Origin of the sequence: Rufibacter roseus, assembly GCF_001647285.1 — a bacterium.
In the GTDB taxonomy this organism is placed as follows: domain Bacteria; phylum Bacteroidota; class Bacteroidia; order Cytophagales; family Hymenobacteraceae; genus Nibribacter; species Nibribacter roseus.
On the sequence record NZ_LRML01000012.1, the window covers coordinates 26185 to 42259 of the forward strand.

The following is a 16075-nucleotide window of genomic DNA, read 5'->3' on the forward strand; positions in this document are numbered from 1 at the left end:
AAAAAAGGCTTTTCTGGCTTGTCCCAAGATCCTTTTGGAGGGCAAAAAGAGAAGGTTTTTTCAGCCTTGCCTTCGTCTTTATTGACTCCTATTACAGAATAACAACCCAAACATAGCAAGAATAGAATAATTCATTAAATTCATGTGTTCAATGACTTAACACATGAAACACGCCTTCATTCTGCTCCTTTTAGCAGGCCTACTCACCGCCGATAGTTTCAAAGATCAACAACTGAAGCACGAACGGGTGCAAACGGCATATCAGGAAAAAAAGGCCGGGGCAGAGCGGCTGCTGAAAAGCAAATCCCTTTCTTTGAACACGCTGCAGCTGTACATGAGGGCTTTCAAGCAGGAAGAAGTGCTGGAGGTGTGGGCTAAAAACAAAACCGATCAGAACTACCAGTTGCTGATTACTTACCCCTTCTGCTCCATGTCAGGCACGCTGGGGCCTAAACGCCAGGAAGGGGACTTACAAATTCCAGAAGGCTATTACTTCATAGACCGCTTTAATCCCCAGAGTAATTTCTACCTCTCGTTGGGCATTAATTACCCCAATGCCGCCGATAAGATCAAAGGCAAAGGCCGTTTGGGCGGTGACATCTTTATTCACGGAGCCTGCGTGACCATTGGCTGCATCACCATCACCGATGACAAAATAAAGGAGGTGTACCTGCTGGCGGCGGAGGCTTTTAACAACGGGCAAACCAAAATTCCGGTGCATATTTTTCCGGCACGTTACAGCACAACGGCCTATACCCAGCTACAACAGGAGTACGCTAACAAGAAACCTTTGCTCTCGTTTTGGGAGAACCTGAAAGGTGGGTACACCTATTTCGAGAAAAATAAAAAGCTGCCGACGGTACAGGTTAACGCTGCTGGCAATTATGTTTTCAGGTAAGATCTTCTAAAAAAAGACAAAATGAACAGTCCTACTATTCCCGCTGGCTACCAGGCCGTAATGCCGTACCTGATCGTACCCAAAGCCTCGCAGCTTATAGATTTCCTGCACAAGGTGTTTGGGGCGGAGGAAAAAATGAAGCACCTACGTGAAGACGGTTTGATCATGCATGCTGAAGTGACCATTAGCGGCAGCACGCTTATGATTGCCGAAGCCACAGACGAATGGACTGCCCAGCCTGCAGGTCTCTTCCTATACGTACCCAACGCCGACGAGGCGTATCAGAAGGCGCTGGCGGAAGGCGCTACCTCAGTACTGGAACTCCGCGATCAGGAATACGGCCGCAGCGGCGGCGTGAAAGACTTTTGTGGCAACACCTGGTGGATCACGTCAGTAAGGTAAGGCACTCGGTAGCTCCGCCCTCCCCTATAAGTGCTACTTCCGCTCTAAGAAGAAATTGTTTTTGGCTTACTTTTCTTAAAACAGGCCAAAAACAGTGTAAAGCAATTTATATTTTTAGGAATTCCATTCCACGCAATTCTTTAAATCCTCTTTATATTCCTTAAACAAGAAGACGGGGTGGATGAATTCTGTGTGAAACTGCGTCAGCTTTTTCTGTAGTTCAGAATTTTGAGGAACCTGCGTGGTGAGTATTGAACCATTGGCGTTGAACACAATGATATCTGATTGCACGTACCACTTTAATTCACTGTTAGTGATCAACCAAAAAACTTGATTGTTATCGTCCCAATCAATGGCCTTTATCTTGCTCCAGTCTTGGTGCAGGCATTTAAACACCTTACAAAGAAATTCAACGAACTCTTTTTCGGAATGACAATTAACTGACAAATCACCCATTGAAGTTTCACATTCAGTATAAATACGTACAAATTTAGTATAAATACCAAAAAGGTAAATCTAAAGGGCTCTACAAATTCATACAATTGATCATTAAACGAAGTATACATAATGCTGGCAGCAAAACTATAGATTGAACCTCAGAGCTTTGCCCCAGCACTTAGCTCTAAATTTAGGCACGCTCAGTTGCTTCGCTGCTGTTTATGCCCTAGTTTTCTGAAAACAAGACTAAAACGCCCGCCCATGTGGACCTGCCCCACCTGCACCCAATCTTTTCTGCGCACGCACCAGTCCCACTCCTGCCTAGACAAAACCGAGGCTGATTTTTTGCGCGGCAAATCTGAGGTGACGGTGAGCCTGTACCACCACTTTCTGGCGCAGTACCGCACCATTGGCGACTATAAAATTCACCCCGCCAAAACCATGATCTCGCTGGCCAAGAACACACGCTTCTGCTCCATATTTCAGTTCGGAAGAAACTTTCTGGACGTGTGCCTGCCTCTGAACCAAGTTTATGACAACACGCTCTGCTTCCACAAAATAGGGCATCTTGGCGATAAGCTCACAAACCACTACGTGCGGTTTTATGATAAAGAAGATCTGAATGAGGAGGTGCTGTTTTATATGCGCATGGCATATGAGCAGGATGCGGAGAAGGGCTTGAGAAGATAGCTAAATAATAGAAGACCATAATTCTTACAACTATGGCGCGGAAGTTACTTCCGTGCCTTCCACAGTTAGTGTATGTAGAGCCAATTAGCTAGCTATGAGCGAAAAGTACAAAGCTAAAAATCCTGAAGGAATCTATTTTGTCACCTTTGCGGTAGTTCAGTGGGTTGATGTATTTACACGGCGGGAGTATAAAGACATACTTGTTGAAAGCCTGCGCTACTGCCAACAGAAAAAAGGGTTGATCATCTATGCATGGTGCATCATGACCAATCACTTGCACTTAGCGTTAGGCACAGATGGTGGCATGGCATTGGCAGACATAATTCGTGATTTCAAGAAATACACCTCAGTGGCATTGGTACGGGCTATTCAGGAGAACATACAGGAGAGCAGAAAAGACTGGATGTTATCCATCTTAAAGGAAGCCGCAGCAGGAAGCTCCAAACATCTGAAATACCAGTTTTGGCAGAACCAATACCACCCAGTGGAGTTGACCAATAATGATCAGCAGCAACGGTGCTTAGACTACATTCATCAGAATCCGGTAGCGACTGGAATTGTAAGCGAGGCGGAAGCTTATGTCTTTAGTAGTGCCACTGACTACGCAGGCGGTAAAGGACTAATAGCAGTATCTTTTATAGAATGACAAAAGGCACGGAAGTAACTTCCGCGCCATAGTAATAAGAGTCTGGCTTAGTAGGGTTCTTCTACTCAAGCCAGACTCTTTCTACTTTCTTATATTTCTACCATGGGTATAATCTTAGTTTAACGAAACAGATTTCAAATCATAGCTCATGGCAGTATTGATCAGTTGCTCAGCGTGAGCGTAAATGTCATCTAGGCTTTGCAGCTCATGTCGTGATTCTTTCTTTAATTCATCAAAGAGAGTAATTGATTTCTTCGCTCCTTCCAAATTCAGCCTACAAATGGGTTTACGGTTATTATCGTCTAATAAAACTCCAAAATAACTTTGGGTATCACGATGATAAATACGGCTGGCGTCTATACTTCCTCTAAGAATGGAGCGAACAATATAGAAGGCTTCTTTTTCCATTTCAGTAGTAGTCACTTTATTGGCCGGTTCAGGATTAGCTGGATGAACGGTTTTTTCGTCTTCTACTCTTGTTTGCACAAAGTTTCTGTCTTCTTCAGAGGCAAGAGCTGATTTAAGTCTGTCGCTTATCATTTCACTTATAAGCCCATTGATAGACTTTTTCACGAGCCCCGTATATTGTTCCAGTACTTTAGCAGTCATAGCCCCAGATACTATTTGGCGAGCAAAATGCTTTACAAACACATCCGTGGGGTTTGCCATTTCCTCCAACATGATGCGCTTAATCTCTTTAGCATATTTAAGCTCTGTGGCTGAACTTAAAATATTCTCTACGCTAAACTGGGCTTTGTGGTATTTCTTCAGTTCAAAGATAGCCTGCTCGCTTACTTCTGTAATGTTGAACTCCCAAAACGGTTTGTCATCCATTTTGTTCGGCTCTACTAAGTCTGTGTAAAACCTATAAACTACACCATTAGTCAGAATGCCAAAACGGGCTGAGGTGACGTGAAAATATCTATGTAACTGCGAATTGTGCACATCAAGCTTTTCTTTCCAATGTTTGCATTCAATGATGATTGACGCAGCTCCGTCTTTGAAAATGCAATAATCAACTTTCTCTCCTTTCTTTATACCTATATCAGCTATGAATTCAGGAACTACTTCCATTGGGTTAAAAACATCATATCCTAATGCTGAAATGAATGGCATGACGAAAGCCATTTTAGTGGCCTCTTCAGTATGAATCGAATCTTGCATACGCGAGACTTTCTCGCCCAATGCCTTTATAATGTCCTGAAAATCCATAGTTGTATTGTTTAGGTTAATAAAAATTTATCTATATAAAAAAAGGTAAATATTTATTTTTGAATATCCTAAGAAATATGAGATTTATACTTGCTAATTGATCACTAATCACAAATCACTATTGACCTAAAATACAAGATGTTAATAAAGCTGTCCTCCCGCCCCCTCCTCAACTCCACCACCGTTTTCACTCTCACTTTACTGGTGCTAGGAATGACCGTTTTAGGAGTTTACCTATTCGGGCTTGGTCGGCACCATACATTTTTCCAGAACTCGCTGCTTTCCACTACGCTGCTTTCAGTTGTATTCTTTGCCTTTGTGTGTTCTGGTCTATACCGGGGCGTGAAGCTCAGAGATACCTTGGGCAGAGTCACAGACAAAATTCCGTTCAGGCGAAAGAATAAGAACAGTGGGCAAAGCAGCAGCAACCTAATAGATGTGTCTGGATTATTACCCTCCTTCTCCAAGAGCAGCTCTACAGACTCTGGTGGTGGTGGGAGCAGCTTTGACTTTGGAGACTTTGGAGACGGAGAGGGTTTTGTAGCGGTTATTGTAGGTGTGTTAGCCTGGGTAGCGGCAGCCGTGGTGCTGAGCGTGGTGCTGTTCTTGTTTGGTGAAGTGTTGCTGGTGGCAATATTCGCTTTTATAGCCATGCTGTACTGGATCTTCTTCAGAGCACTGCGCCTGGTGTTTCGGCACAGCCACCAAACCAAAGGTAAATTCTTTTCCAGCATTGGCTACGGACTACTCTACACCGTACTCTACAATAGCTGGATTTACGCCATTTTTCTGCTGGTGGAGTATTGGCGTGGTTAAATGGGTTTTTAGCCTGTTTTTCTGAAACCAAGGCCAAAACAATTACTATCTCGCTTTCTGGTAAAATTATTGTAATCTGGAACACCATATAAACAGAAAAGGTGGGCGTTTGCCCACCTTTTTGTTTATATGGTGTTTAGTACTTAAGCGGCTGTATTACGCTGCAGAAGAGACAATAAACGTAGCAAGTCTTCTTCATACTCTTCTATCTCTCTTAGTCCAGTACGCGCTTCTTCAATTTTACCTTTTCGGTACAAACTGATCAGTTCGCTGGCCTTTCTTGTAAAGGCCATGTTAAGCTTTTCCAGTTCTCTTACCTCAGCATTGTTACTTAATTTTTGCAGAGCTTCACTGTACAACCATTTACCAAAGGCATTTTCACGGGGAGAAAGAACAGCATCGTCTAAATCCCCGCCGTACAGAATAGCCCGCAGCTTTGACTTGAATAAAATAAATTTTATTCGGGCCTGCTGAATGTCAAATTGCTCAAGGTTCACCTGGGTATATAGCATAAATGGGGGTTGTGTATAGGCAACACAAATACTGGTGAACTGGTTTACTTTGAAGAATTTTCTTTATTTTCTTGTAGCTTTTGCTTGGCTTCTACAAGGTCGGTTACTTCAAAGGCAAAGGTAACAATGCCTACTATTTTTCCATCTTCTTTAAAAGCCTGGTATACAAAATTATAGTAGGTGTCAATCATCTCGCCGGTGCCGTGTCTGTCAATCTTAGCCAAAAGCTCTTTTCCAATAAATGGCTCACCGGTTTTGTACACGTTGTCTAGCAAATCAAAGAAGCCCTGCGCTTTCAGCTCAGGCCATGCTTCTTCTACCGTTTTGCCTAAGAACTCACGGCCGGGGGCTAATTTCTGGTAATTGGGGTTCACTAGTTCATACACATGCTCTGGGCCCCGCTGTATGGCAATAAGCGCGGGCGCCTCCATAAACAGGTCATGCAACATCTGCCGTTGGGTCTCTACTTGTAATGAAGCTGCTACCTCACGGTCAAAAGAGGCCGCCAGTTCTTCATTGGTTGAAACTAACTCTTCTACCAATGACTTCTGTTCATGATAGTCAGTGGTGCTTCCCACCCACATAATTACCTCGCCTTTCTCATTCAAACGAGGAAGGCCTTTGGTTAAATGCCATCTGTACTTGCCGTCTGCGCGGCGTACGCGGTACTCTACCTGGTAATCTGTTTTAGATTCTACTGCTTTGCGCCAGGCGGCACTTGCTTTTTCTCTATCATCGGGGTGCACTATCTCAATCCAGCCATACCCGTAGAGTTCCTCCATAGAAAGCCCAGAATACTCTACCCACTTCTGGTTGTAATAGTCACAGTAACCGTCTGGCCGGGTGGTCCAGAACATCTGCGGCAGAGACTCGGCCATAAACCTGAACTTCTCCTCGCTTTCACGCAGTGCTTTTTCTGAGGCGACTTCTTCGGTCAGGTCTTTTACCTCAATAACTGTAGACACCGGCACACCGTTTTCAAATATGGGGCTGGCGGCACAACTCACTGGAAAAAACGTTCCGTCCTTCCGGATGAACATATCTTTATGAGCCCGCACATTGTTGTTGGTAGGTAACGCCCTGTCAATGGGGCAATCTTCCATAGGGTAAGGGCTACCGTCTGGGTGATGGTGGTGTATGAAGTAATGCAACGGTTTATCCTGCACTTCAGCTAGTGAAAACCCTGTCATTTTCTCAGCGGCGGGGTTCATAAAAGTGCAAAACCCTTTATCATTCATCATGAAAAGGGCTACCGTTGCGTTATCAGTAATGGTGTTTGTTATCTTAAGCTGATTTTCAAGAGCTTTTTCTACCTCTTTTAGATTTGTATTCTCTTGAGCGAAGGCTTGATCCATTGAATTACTTTTTATTTAACACTCACTGTAGCTGATTGAGTAAAGTTAGAATAAACTTAACTAGTACGGAGGTTATTCTTGAATTATTTTCATGCGGCACTGAAATACCCAGCTACTATAAGAAGAACACCTGCTGAACTGGCTAAAATTTTCTTTATTAATAGACAACTATATACAACGCTACACTACTGGTTTTGGCGCTAACGTAATATTTGGTTTTTTGTTTGAACCAAATAATCAAACGAACACTTATCCTACGCCTTGGTCATTTCAACAAATGTTATTAGCTCAAAAAAATAAAAGCTGAAGCATGCGGCTTCGGCGCAGCATTGTTGTTTTTAGCTTCCTTTTCAGAAAACAGGCCGAAAACAGAAACTTGCATTTCTTCACTAAACCCGCTTCCTTTGCAAAATATTTCGGCATTCAAAATGACGCTACACCAGCTTACGTTTTATAAGTACTCAGCCTACTCTACCTATTGCAAAATAGCCGTAGCCTGGGAAAACTATGCCTGATTTGAAATAATAACACCTTTCAATACAGAAGCCCAGGTTCACGGACCTGGGCTTTCTTGCTTTTTGCCCAGCCGTGTCTTGCGCCTCCAACTACATTTTTTCTCAAAATCACTTTTACAAAATGGACGCAACCGCACAAGTACAACTTCTAAAAGAAAACGTAGAGATTTTTCTACCAGACAACGCCTTAGAGGAAAAACTGGCTCTGGCTGAAAAAGAAAACCGGAAGCTGATCATCAAGCTGGGCTTTGACCCCACCGCCCCAGACCTGCACCTGGGCCACGCGGTGGTACTCAAGAAACTCCGGCAGTTTCAGGAGCTGGGACACACCATTGTCATTATTATTGGTGATTTCACGGCCCGCATTGGTGACCCTACCGGCAAAAATAAATCGAGGCCGCCGCTGAGTTCGGAGCAAGTAAAGGTAAACGCGCAGACGTACGTGAACCAGCTCTCCAAAATTCTGGACGTAAGCAAATGCGTGATCAGGTACAACTCAGAATGGTTGGGCGCCATGGACATGACTGCGGCTATTTCGCTGCTGTCTCAGGTGACCTTAGCCCAGATCATGCAGCGCACTGATTTCAACAACCGCTTTACCAGCGGTCTGCCCATTTCTCTGCATGAACTGGTGTACCCGCTGCTGCAGGGTTTTGACTCTTCAGTTATACACGCAGACATTGAAATGGGCGGAACCGATCAATTGTTTAATTGCTCCATGGGCCGCCAAATGCAGGAAAGCGCTGGCAGCACCGGGCAAGCAGTAGTATGCATGCCCTTGCTCAGGGGAATAGATGGATCTGCCAAAATGAGCAAGTCTGAAGGCAACATTGTAGGTCTCACTGACCATCCCAACGAAATGTTCGGTAAAATTATGTCAATTCCAGACGCGCTGCTGCCTGAGTACCTGCACCTCACTACTGACTTCAGCAAGTCTGAAAAGCAGGAACTGTTAGACAGACTGCAACAGGGCGAAAACCCGATGAACATAAAGAAACTGGTAGGGTTGAACGTAGTTACCCAATACCACAGCACAGATGAGGCGCAGCAGGCTCAAGACTTTTTCCAGAACCAGTTTCAGAACAAGCGCTTTGATGAGAAAGAATTCATTACTGTTTCTTTGGTCACCCTTGGTTTAGGCATTTCTGAAAACCTGCGGCTGATTGACCTGTGCAAAGGCCTTAAACCTGAAGAAAGCCGGTCTAACCTGAAAAAGTTAATAGAAGCCGGTAGCGTGACAGTGAATGGCCTAAAAGTAACCTATGCCCAAAGTAGCTTAGAACCCAGCAGCTTCCCAGTAAAAGTACGTATTGGAAAAAGGGGCTTTTTTGAGGTTCTTTCCTAAGTACCCTTTCAAAGCAAATTAAGCTTCTGTTTTAAAGCTGTTTTTCTTAAAACGGCTCTAAAACAGAAGCTTACACATATGTCACCTATGCTCCTATCAGCGTACAAGTTGACCAATAATCAAATCAGCTCCACAAGCCATTTCTAAATCATTGATTATTTTCATGTAACTGCATATCCTTTCTTCCTGAATTGCGTAGGTGCACTTGATTTAAGACTGCATGTGGCATTACTTGCCTGTTCGTAAAGTGTTGGGTAAATAGGCCGCATTTAGCCAGAAGCCTGAAATACATCTTCTATAAAATCATTGTAAGATAAATGTTTCATTACAGTGGAAAAAGTTCAACCAGCACCGTCCGCTTATCATCAACCTATGACCCAAGAACTTCGCAATATATTTGACAAGGTTTTTTTAACGATTACCGAGGATCATGAAAACCGCTGGGTTTTTGTCGACTGGTCGGGGTATTTAACAGAAGAAAATATAAAGGCTGGCGCCTTGGCTTACACCAAAGTCATTAAAGACACTGGGTTTAGCTGCGTACTAAATGACACTACCAAGGTAGTAGGTAGTTGGGACCACTCTCTAGACTGGGTGGTGAACGAATGGAGCGTGCAGGCCGCGGCTGCCGGAGTGAGGCACTTTGCCATGGTGACCGCCCCAGAGACCTTTGCTCAGACTTCGGCCGAGAACTTCTACTCTAACGTAAAAGCCTTCAAGATTAATGTTTTTGATAATCTGGAAGAGGCAAGCCGTTGGCTCAGAAAGTATTCCCTTCATAATGGTTCCAGTTTAATTTAGGTAAGGCAACAAAATGGAAGAGCAGATAGAACTTAAAAAGGTCTTTGGTGACGTTTTTTTCAGAGCCGGCAGAAAAGAAGACAAATCCATTCTGTATGCCTATTGGTACGGAGTGCAGAGTGAAGAGACCGTGAAAGACGGCGGTTACAAAATGTTGAGCTTAATCAAAGAAAAGCCTTATAACAAACTCATGAACAGTAATGAGCATGTCATAGGCTCATGGGACATGGCCTTGGAATGGGCCGAAAATGAATGGGCACCCGCTATGCGGAAAGCCGGTCTGCGCTATTTGGCTTACGTAGTACCCGCCAGTATTTTCGCCACCCTCACCGTTGAATCTTTGATTCAGCGCATTGATGACGAATTTGAGATAAGAACCTTCAAAAGCGAAGAGCAAGCCGAACAATGGCTAATGTCTGTTTAAGACAGAGCCCTCGGCATTGAAGTTTTAGTTATAGCACTTTATAAACCTGATCCTGTTTTGGGGCTGTTTTCATGAAAGCAGGCCTAAAACAGGACCCGGTTTTTTTCTAGATATTCTGCTTCTTCAGCTCCCCTACCGCATGGTCTACCGCACGGGCCGTTAAAGCCATGTACGTGAGCGATGGGTTTTGAGTGGAGGTGGAGGTCATGCAAGCGCCGTCTGTTACGTACACATTGGGGCAAGCGTGCAGCTGGTTGTATTTGTTCAGCAGCGAGGTCTTAGGGTCATTGCCCATGCGTACGCCACCCATTTCGTGTATATCCAGCCCCGGGGCCTGCTTTGAATCTGATTTATGAATGTTAGTAAAGCCTGCCTTGGTGAACATTTCCTCCATCTGGGTCAGGTAATCGGCTACCATCTTCTCGTCATTGTCATCATAGCCAATGGAGATGTTCAGAAGCGGTATACCCCAGGCGTCTTTCTGGTCTTTGCTCAAACTCAACTGACTTTCTTCCTTCGGAATTGTTTCGCCCATCATGTGCGATTGTACTTCCCAGTTGCCTAACCTTGGGTTTAGGAGCTGTTTTTTCAATTCTACACCAAAACCAGAAGTATCTTCCACCAAACCCCGCTGGGCATTGAAACCTGCTGCGTAGCCACGCAAAAAGTCTGTTTCCTGGCGGTGCAGGTTCCGGAAGCGCGGGATATAGCCACCGCCGGCAGGGTTACGGCCATCGGTGGTGAACTCCTGAAGTCCCTCATATTCCGCCCTTATTCTGGCTCTGTAGTTATGGAAGGCCACGTACTTGCCCAGCAAACCATTGTCATTGCCCAATCCATTCGGGAAACGGGACGAGGTGGAGTTGAGCAGAATCTGGTTTGTGTTGAAAGCCGAGGCGTTTACAAAAATAACCGGCGCGTAATACTCTGTTGCTTCTTTAGTTTGGGCGTTAATTACCCGCACGCCCGTGGCTTTTCCGGCCTGCTCGTCATACAGCACTGATTCCACCACCGAATGCGGCAGCAGCGTCAGGTTACCAGTTCTTTCAGCCCATGGCAGTGTAGAAGCATTGCTGCTGAAATAGCCCCCAAACGGACAGCCGCGCTGGCAAAGCGTTCGGTTCTGGCACTGCGCCCGGCCCTGGTCAAAATGTATTTGGTTAGGCTTTGACAAGTGCGCGCAGCGGGCACTGATGACATGCCGGTTGCCATAGTTCTTTCTGAGCGACTGGCTGAAATAATTCTCAACGCTGTTCAGCGGGTAAGCTGGCAGAAAATCACCGTCTGGCAATTCAGGCAGACCGTCGGTATTTCCGGAGATACCGGCAAATTTTTCTACGTGGCTGTACCACGGTGCCAGATCTTTGTACCTGATAGGCCAGTCTACCGCAAAACCATCTCGCGCAGGGCCTTCAAAGTCGAAGTCGCTCCAGCGTTGGGTTTGCCGAGCCCATAGCAACGACTTACCGCCTACCTGCTGGCCGCGTATCCAGTCAAATGGCTTTTCCTGCACATAGGGCTGCTCCTCGTCCTTCACAAAAAAATGCATGGCATCTTCCCGGAACGCGTAGCAGCGGCTCACCACTGGGTTTTTCTCCCGTATTTCATGCGGCACCTCTCCCCTATGCTCAAATTCATAGGGCATTTTATTTGTGGTGGGGTAATCTATGTTGTGCTTTACATCGCGGCCACGTTCCAGCACCAAGGTTTTCAGGCCTTTCTCAGTGAATTCCTTGGCTGCCCAACCGCCACTTATGCCTGAACCTATGACAATGGCGTCATACGTGCGCTGCTTTTTACTTTCTGTATTCAAATTGGCCATGGCTTAGCTTATTGAGGCGGTGGTTACTGGGTGCACTGCCACGTATCGGCTGGGTACTAACTCATACTTGCGAAGCTTGGTCATGACCAGTTCTGAATTAAGATACCCTTTAATGGTTTGTTTTTTCAAAATAGAATAAAAGGCCAGCACCTCTTCAGGTGCTTTCCCGGCGTTTACTTCAGCAATCAATCTCTGCCGTTGCTCCGGAGTGGCTTCTTGAAAAGAGTTTCCTAACTGCTTTTTGGTTATTTTCTGGAAAACCTCCATTCCACGCATAAAATCTTTCTGTTCTTTGGGGGAGTAGCAATCATCTACCATGTCCAGCGTGAACAGGTGCAGACCCAGGTCTTTGGCTCCGGGTGTTTCTGTGGCCGGAAGAAGAACTTCTACCACCTCAGCGAGCAGTTTTTCCTGCGTCTGGCTCACCTCCAGGTGCCGGAGCGGAATGGATGCTCTTCCGTCTTCCATCACGCAAGACGGCACCACAATTAGCCCTCCGGTTAAAATAAGAATGCCTTTTACAGCGGAACGCCTATCCATATTTTCCCCTTATGTACATGTCAAGTTAATCACCAGGGCAAGATTAGCCCGTGGCGGAACCACTATGTTACAAAATTTTTAAGATATATGCTAGACTTAACCGCTTTACTTACTGATTCGCATTATTTCAGTAGCATAAATAAAGGAATTGTAAAACTACTTCCTACGCCTTCTGTAATTCAGGAAGAAGTAAAAACTGTCTGTTTTAGCCCTATTTTTAGAAATACAGGTTTAAAACGCTGTTTCATGTCAAGCGGCTCAATGGGTTATTTGCTATTTCTGAACAGGCTCCTTTTGCCAGAATTCATCATTCAAATCTTCCAGCACTTTTTCATCAAATCCGGGAGGTTGGCCGAATTTATTCTTTTTGTGATCTCCCTCCCAGAACAATAAAACCAGCATAAAAAAAGGAATTAGCTGTAACCAACCTGAGGTGCCCATATCATGGCTTCGTTTTGCACCTTGAGCTAGAATAAACCACAGAAAGGGTACGTTCAGGGCCAGCACTAGCACAATTTCCAGTGAGTCTGTGGCAGACGACAAATAGTTTTGGAGGTTGGTTAGAGGATGAAAACCCAGCACAATGACACTACCTCCAGACTCAGTAAGGTACGTGAGCAATACCCCGAACAAGAAGAAGACAAGGTAAGACAGTCCGTACTCTAACCTTCTTATTCTGCCGGAAAAAGAGAAAGGATTTCTGAACATGCTGGGCTTGCTGATTTTGCTTCTTCTTCTAAAGTACTTCTATTCCTCTGAAAAGTCAAGCCGCAGCGGTAAGCAGATTTAACGGTTAACAATCGCAGGTAAAGTCGCGGCTGTTGTAACTGTCAGATGCCACGTCGCCTATTTTTACCAATTGGTCAAACAGAACTTCCTGCCCAGTTACCAGCTCCAGCGTCAAGGCCCCATCTTTCTCCTCCACTTTTTTTATCATGGTGGTGACGGTGAGGTACTCATGCAGTTCGGTGCGGTACTGTATTTTCAGGAATTTCTTTTTCTGTACGGCCTCGTTTACTGCCGCTACTAGTCTCTCGTCCATAGCCATAAAATTAACTGATATGCTTACCTATACGGCTGGAGCGTTTTAGGTTTGTTTTCCGGAAAGCAGGCCCAAAACGCTACCGGCTCCGGCGCAGTTTGGCATCAAAGGAATACTGATTCCAATCTGACACAAACAGCAGCAGCCCCGCCAGGTACAGGCCGTACATCATTTGCACAAATACGTTCTGCCATTCCTCTAAAAGGCACGAGCCGAAAATAAGAGCCAGCACCACCAGGGCACCGGCTATTAAGCTCTGGCGGGTGAAAAGGCCAAGCACCAGCAACAACCCAATGACCAATTCGGCAACAGGCAAGAAGTAGCTAAAAGGCTGCACCAAAGCCGTGGGCAGCATAGAATCCTGGAACAGCCCCACCATCCAGCTGCTGAATTTGTCAAGCTTTGGCAACCGAACCAGCCCGTGCCCAAAAAAACTCAATGCTATAGGCAGACGGGCAAACAGAAAGGCTAGTGAGGCATTCTTCATGCTAAAAAGGGTAAGTGTTTGGGGGCTCTTTTTCTTAAAATAGATGATAAACAGCTTTTCCTTTTGACCTCTACTCCCCTGCAACCTGCCGCAGCACTTCCACCACTCCGTTTTGGGTGTTGCTTTTGGCTCTGAGCTTAGCGGCCTGTTTTATGTCTTCATGCGCGTTTTCCATGGCATAAGAGAAGTGGGCATGGTCCATCATTTTGAGGTCATTCAAATAATCACCGAACACCATGGTTTGCTCCGGCGTTATGCCGAATTTCTTCTGCACGGCCTGCAGGGCAACACCCTTATTCGCTTCTCTGTGGCAGATGTCCAGCCAGATTTTACCCGAAACAGTTACCTGCAAGTGCGTTCTTTCTTCCTGAAAGTAGGTGTTGCTGTTACTTTCAGATCCGGCTAAATCACAGATGGCAATTTTAAGAAACTCATCATCGGTTATTTGTAACAGATCCTCTACCACCTGCACCTCGTCATAGTAAAGCTTTACCTGGTCCATAAACTCCTGCGCGGTATTATCTACATAAGCCGTTTTCTTGCCACAGAGCACAATGTAAACGCCGGGTACTGTTCGGGCTTTCTGCAGAAGCTGCTGGGTTGTTTCCAGCGGCATGGCCTGCACCAAAATCTCTTCCCCTTGAAAAGCGGTATAACTTCCGTTTTCGGCCATGAACACAATGTCATTCTTGATAGGCTCAAACAGGTTCAGCAAGTTGTAGTACTGCCTTCCGCTGGCGGCGGCAAACAGAATCCCCTTGGCTTTGAGCGCCTCATAAACAGGATAGAAATCGGGACTAAGTTGGTGCTGGGGGTCCAGCAGGGTGCCGTCCATGTCGGAGGCTATGAGTTTTATGTTTGAAAAATCCATTGAATACATTTAGAGAAGTTAGCCAGGCTATTCGCCACGCCAAGCTCCAGTAGAAACTAAAGCCACTTTTTCCGCTTGAAGTACCACAAAAACGCCATGGAAGAAAGCAGCATGAGCACCAAGGCAAAAGGGTAACCAAACCGCCACCGCAGCTCCGGCATAAAATCGAAGTTCATGCCGTAAATGCTGGCAATAAGCGTGGGCGGCATGAACACCACCGTTACCACGGTAAATATTTTGATAACTTGGTTCTGCTCAATGTTCACCAAACCCAGAAACGTGTTCTGCAGGTACTCTAGCCGCTCAAAACTGAACTGGGTATGTTGCAAAAGGGAGCCAATGTCTTTGATGACAATGCGCAGCCTGTCCTTCTCGGGCTCTTCTACTATAAAAGACCGCAGCAGCGAAGACACCAGCCTTTGCTTATCTACAATGCTCTCGCGAATTTGAATGGTGTTTTCCTGCAGTTCTGAAATACGCAGCAGCACTTCCTCTTCAATTGACTTTTCCTTTACCAGCCGCTTGCTTACAAGGTTGGTTTTGCGGGTGAGGAGCTCAATAAAGTCGGCATCGTTGTCAATCTGGGTTTCCAGGAGCAAAAGCCAAATCTGGATGGCCTTAATGGTGGTTCCCTTGAAAGTCTTCATCTTGCGTACCGTTTCCCCAAACGACTTCATTTCAGTGCGGCGCAGGGTAAACAATACATCGTCTTTGAGTATGAAGGAAACCTGGCGGGTAATGTAGCCGCCGTCTTGGTGCATCACAAAAGCTGCGTTGGCCTCCAGTAAGCTATCGTCTTCATAATAGCGCGAACTGCTCTCAATCTCGGCGGCCTCCTGCGGGGTAAAGAACTCAATACCGAACTCTTCCTCTACCCGACGCATCTCATGGTCTGAGGGTGCCTGCAGGTCTACCCAAATGATACGCCCCTTCTCCTCTCCGTCAAAGTCATCTGGGTTTTTCTCCCAATGAAGTTCGTCTTTTCTTAAGTAGAAATTTCTGATCATGTCGCTCTTGGTGTTGCCCTGTCAGTCCTCTTCTTCGGCTGTTGCCCTTTTCCTCTGCAAACCTACTAATTAAATCTTTGATTGCGGGCAGCCCCGTTTGTTCAAAGAATAGGCTATGTATGGCTACGCCATTTGCTCTAACTACTCAACATACCGTTAGGTTTTGTGTGCTGGCAATCTTTATCAAAGAAAATGCCCTCCGCAGCTCTCTTTACCACCTCGTAAACTTGCACGATCTTCTGATTATCCAAT

The 16075-nt window shown here is 45.5% G+C and carries 20 protein-coding genes; 8 read left to right on the forward strand and 12 right to left on the reverse strand.

Going from position 1 to position 16075, the window contains the following annotated elements; genetic code table 11:
* The first annotated feature begins 163 nt into the window (after positions 1-163).
* Together A8O23_RS16205 and A8O23_RS16210 are read left to right on the forward strand one after the other, a co-directional pair.
* A complete protein-coding gene (locus A8O23_RS16205) occupies positions 164-898 on the forward strand; it encodes a L,D-transpeptidase family protein (RefSeq protein ID WP_066623406.1) in 735 nt (244 codons plus the stop codon).
* Positions 899-919: 21 nt separating this feature from the next.
* Positions 920-1300, forward strand: coding sequence for a VOC family protein (locus A8O23_RS16210; RefSeq protein ID WP_066623409.1), 381 nt, complete (start codon positions 920-922; stop codon positions 1298-1300).
* A 114-nt stretch (positions 1301-1414) separates the two neighbouring features.
* Here A8O23_RS16210 and A8O23_RS16215 read toward each other — a convergent pair whose 3' ends face one another.
* Positions 1415-1696, reverse strand: a complete 282-nt coding sequence (locus A8O23_RS16215) for a hypothetical protein (RefSeq protein WP_153042250.1) — start codon at positions 1694-1696, stop codon at positions 1415-1417.
* 303 nt (positions 1697-1999) lie between these two features.
* Here A8O23_RS16215 and A8O23_RS16220 point away from each other — a divergent pair, with 303 nt between their 5' ends.
* Together A8O23_RS16220 and A8O23_RS16225 are read left to right on the forward strand one after the other, a co-directional pair.
* Positions 2000-2428: a DUF5655 domain-containing protein gene (locus tag A8O23_RS16220; protein WP_082883120.1), complete on the forward strand. Its 429-nt coding sequence runs from the start codon at positions 2000-2002 to the stop codon at positions 2426-2428.
* Between the two features lie 94 nt (positions 2429-2522).
* Positions 2523-3074 (forward strand): REP-associated tyrosine transposase, encoded by a 552-nt coding sequence (locus A8O23_RS16225; protein WP_066623414.1) that lies wholly within the window; start codon positions 2523-2525, stop codon positions 3072-3074.
* A gap of 114 nt (positions 3075-3188) precedes the next feature.
* On the opposite strand, the gene A8O23_RS16230 is transcribed toward A8O23_RS16225, so the two are convergent.
* Positions 3189-4286, reverse strand: coding sequence for a type I restriction endonuclease (locus A8O23_RS16230; RefSeq protein ID WP_066623420.1), 1098 nt, complete (start codon positions 4284-4286; stop codon positions 3189-3191).
* A 138-nt stretch (positions 4287-4424) separates the two neighbouring features.
* Here A8O23_RS16230 and A8O23_RS16235 point away from each other — a divergent pair, with 138 nt between their 5' ends.
* A complete protein-coding gene (locus tag A8O23_RS16235; RefSeq protein WP_153042251.1) occupies positions 4425-5102 on the forward strand; it encodes a hypothetical protein in 678 nt (225 codons plus the stop codon).
* A 143-nt stretch (positions 5103-5245) separates the two neighbouring features.
* Here A8O23_RS16235 and A8O23_RS16240 read toward each other — a convergent pair whose 3' ends face one another.
* The 3 genes from A8O23_RS16240 to A8O23_RS21645 all read right to left on the reverse strand — a co-directional run bounded on the left by A8O23_RS16240 (position 5246) and on the right by A8O23_RS21645 (position 7396).
* Positions 5246-5614 carry a CZB domain-containing protein gene (locus tag A8O23_RS16240; protein WP_066623422.1) on the reverse strand — a complete coding sequence of 123 codons (369 nt, stop codon included), beginning with the start codon at positions 5612-5614 and terminating at the stop codon, positions 5246-5248.
* Between the two features lie 44 nt (positions 5615-5658).
* A complete protein-coding gene (locus tag A8O23_RS16245) occupies positions 5659-6969 on the reverse strand; it encodes a PAS domain-containing protein (protein WP_066623425.1) in 1311 nt (436 codons plus the stop codon).
* A 283-nt stretch (positions 6970-7252) separates the two neighbouring features.
* Positions 7253-7396, reverse strand: a complete 144-nt coding sequence (locus tag A8O23_RS21645) for a hypothetical protein (protein WP_161486755.1) — start codon at positions 7394-7396, stop codon at positions 7253-7255.
* 209 nt (positions 7397-7605) lie between these two features.
* On the opposite strand from A8O23_RS21645, the gene tyrS reads away from it, so the two are divergent.
* The 3 genes from tyrS (at position 7606) to A8O23_RS16260 (ending at position 10054) form a co-directional block, all read left to right on the forward strand.
* Positions 7606-8829, forward strand: coding sequence for a tyrosine--tRNA ligase (gene tyrS, locus A8O23_RS16250; protein WP_066623431.1), 1224 nt, complete (start codon positions 7606-7608; stop codon positions 8827-8829).
* 372 nt (positions 8830-9201) lie between these two features.
* Complete coding sequence (locus A8O23_RS16255) at positions 9202-9630, forward strand: STAS/SEC14 domain-containing protein (protein WP_066623434.1); 429 nt, start codon at positions 9202-9204, stop codon at positions 9628-9630.
* Positions 9631-9643: 13 nt separating this feature from the next.
* Positions 9644-10054 carry a hypothetical protein gene (locus A8O23_RS16260; RefSeq protein ID WP_066623436.1) on the forward strand — a complete coding sequence of 137 codons (411 nt, stop codon included), beginning with the start codon at positions 9644-9646 and terminating at the stop codon, positions 10052-10054.
* 106 nt (positions 10055-10160) lie between these two features.
* On the opposite strand, the gene A8O23_RS16265 is transcribed toward A8O23_RS16260, so the two are convergent.
* From A8O23_RS16265 to corA, 7 genes are all read right to left on the reverse strand, one after another.
* A complete protein-coding gene (locus A8O23_RS16265) occupies positions 10161-11876 on the reverse strand; it encodes a GMC oxidoreductase (protein WP_066623438.1) in 1716 nt (571 codons plus the stop codon).
* Positions 11877-11879: 3 nt separating this feature from the next.
* The gene (locus A8O23_RS16270) at positions 11880-12416 is read right to left on the reverse strand and encodes a gluconate 2-dehydrogenase subunit 3 family protein (protein WP_066623440.1); all 537 of its coding nucleotides are present in this window, start codon (positions 12414-12416) and stop codon (positions 11880-11882) included.
* A 273-nt stretch (positions 12417-12689) separates the two neighbouring features.
* Positions 12690-13124 carry a DUF805 domain-containing protein gene (locus A8O23_RS16275; RefSeq protein WP_066623443.1) on the reverse strand — a complete coding sequence of 145 codons (435 nt, stop codon included), beginning with the start codon at positions 13122-13124 and terminating at the stop codon, positions 12690-12692.
* Between the two features lie 85 nt (positions 13125-13209).
* The gene (locus tag A8O23_RS16280; protein ID WP_066623446.1) at positions 13210-13458 is read right to left on the reverse strand and encodes a hypothetical protein; all 249 of its coding nucleotides are present in this window, start codon (positions 13456-13458) and stop codon (positions 13210-13212) included.
* A 79-nt stretch (positions 13459-13537) separates the two neighbouring features.
* The gene (locus tag A8O23_RS16285) at positions 13538-13945 is read right to left on the reverse strand and encodes a DoxX family membrane protein (protein ID WP_066623448.1); all 408 of its coding nucleotides are present in this window, start codon (positions 13943-13945) and stop codon (positions 13538-13540) included.
* Positions 13946-14015: 70 nt separating this feature from the next.
* Positions 14016-14816, reverse strand: a complete 801-nt coding sequence (locus tag A8O23_RS16290) for a Cof-type HAD-IIB family hydrolase (RefSeq protein WP_066623450.1) — start codon at positions 14814-14816, stop codon at positions 14016-14018.
* 56 nt (positions 14817-14872) lie between these two features.
* Complete coding sequence (gene corA / locus A8O23_RS16295; RefSeq protein ID WP_066623451.1) at positions 14873-15823, reverse strand: magnesium/cobalt transporter CorA; 951 nt, start codon at positions 15821-15823, stop codon at positions 14873-14875.
* Positions 15824-16075: the final 252 nt, after the last annotated feature.